The following is a 1,041-nucleotide window of genomic DNA, read 5'->3' as shown; positions in this document are numbered from 1 at the left end:
GAGGACGAACGGATCGCTGTGCGGCGCCGCGGGGCGCACATCTCGCACCGCGATAGGGATTCCTATGCCCAGAAGGCGTCGGTGACGGTGATCTGGGGTTCGGCATGACGACGGATGAACGTGAAGATGAGCCATCCACGCCCCCCTGCGACATCGGCGATATGGGGCCCACCTGGGCTGGTGGAGGCGAGGGGGCGGACAGTGATCCAGTGCGGAAGACCGATATCGGCATCAATGCCCCGGAAGTAGGGATCCGAGGCGGTGATCAGTTCGGCGCGGGCGGCCAGGATCAGCTGCTTGCCGTCGGCAGGCATGCTGTCGAACTCCTGGCGGGCTTCCAACGTCCAGTCCATCTGCCAGGGTGGGGCCGGGGGCTCATACGTCACTGACCAGGCTCCACGGAGGCCGAAGCCCGCCGCAGCCGACTGTATTCAGCCAGGAGCCGCGTCGACTCCTCAGTGTCTTCCGACTTCGCCGCACGCGCCTCAAGGTCCCGCAGGTGCGCCTCCAGAGCGGGATCACGTGCGATGGCGTACTGGGTCCACCACAACCGCATGAATGCCGGCACCGGGGTGAGATTGAACGCGTCGCCGATCGCGCGCCGCCAGTGGGCCTCGAAGTCCGGCAGCAGGTGAGGGGCATGTTCCTGGATGGCCAGGCGCAGGGCTTGGGGTGTGCGTTCGGGCATGGGCGGGACGCGACGGGACTCGTCGGGGCCGTCGAAGTGCACGGGCTGCGCTGTCATGGCGTAGGGACTCCCGATCCGTACCTGGAGCGGCTCAGGCCGCGTCCTCATCGGCTGACGCCGTGTCCGCCAGCTGCCGATAGCGTTCGAACCATTCGGCGGGCACGAGGTAGGCAAGGGTCTTGCCCTTGCGGGTGATGGCCGCAGGCTCGCCCGCGATCCGCGTGCGGTCGAGGATCTCGCCCATCTGCTTGCGCAGGTCGATCGTCGTGTAGGTCCTCGTCTCCATGGCTTTCACGCTAGCCCAACTATCATAGTTGTGTCAGTTTCCTCATCCCGGTGCGAGCCGGCCGCGG

General features: G+C 66.8%; 3 protein-coding genes. All 3 read right to left on the bottom strand.

Annotation, left to right across the window (positions count from 1 at the left end; genetic code table 11):
- Positions 1–62 precede the first annotated feature (62 nt).
- From WDV06_RS36945 to WDV06_RS36935, 3 genes are read right to left on the bottom strand one after another with little or no spacing between them, the layout of a single operon-like run.
- Entirely contained in the window at positions 63–353 is a 291-nt protein-coding gene (locus tag WDV06_RS36945) for a hypothetical protein (protein ID WP_395514170.1), read from the bottom strand.
- 29 nt (positions 354–382) lie between these two features.
- Positions 383–745 carry a DUF6247 family protein gene (locus WDV06_RS36940; RefSeq protein WP_395514169.1) on the bottom strand — a complete coding sequence of 121 codons (363 nt, stop codon included), beginning with the start codon at positions 743–745 and terminating at the stop codon, positions 383–385.
- 34 nt (positions 746–779) lie between these two features.
- Positions 780–974: a type II toxin-antitoxin system prevent-host-death family antitoxin gene (locus tag WDV06_RS36935; RefSeq protein ID WP_395514168.1), complete on the bottom strand. Its 195-nt coding sequence runs from the start codon at positions 972–974 to the stop codon at positions 780–782.
- Positions 975–1,041: the final 67 nt, after the last annotated feature.

It is taken from the genome of Streptomyces racemochromogenes (assembly GCF_044129415.1).
GTDB classification, from domain to species: domain Bacteria; phylum Actinomycetota; class Actinomycetes; order Streptomycetales; family Streptomycetaceae; genus Streptomyces; species Streptomyces racemochromogenes_A.
The sequence above is the reverse complement of the archived record's forward strand: the minus strand, read 5'-3'. Positions and strand labels throughout refer to the sequence as shown.

What these genes read in the sequence shown, in the direction of transcription:
- WDV06_RS36945 (WP_395514170.1), bottom strand. Translation starts at nt 353, where the DNA reads ATGGACTGGACGTTGGAAGCCCGCCAGGAGTTCGACAGCATGCCTGCC.
- WDV06_RS36940 (WP_395514169.1), bottom strand. Translation starts at nt 745, where the DNA reads ATGACAGCGCAGCCCGTGCACTTCGACGGCCCCGACGAGTCCCGTCGC.
- WDV06_RS36935 (WP_395514168.1), bottom strand. Translation starts at nt 974, where the DNA reads ATGGAGACGAGGACCTACACGACGATCGACCTGCGCAAGCAGATGGGC.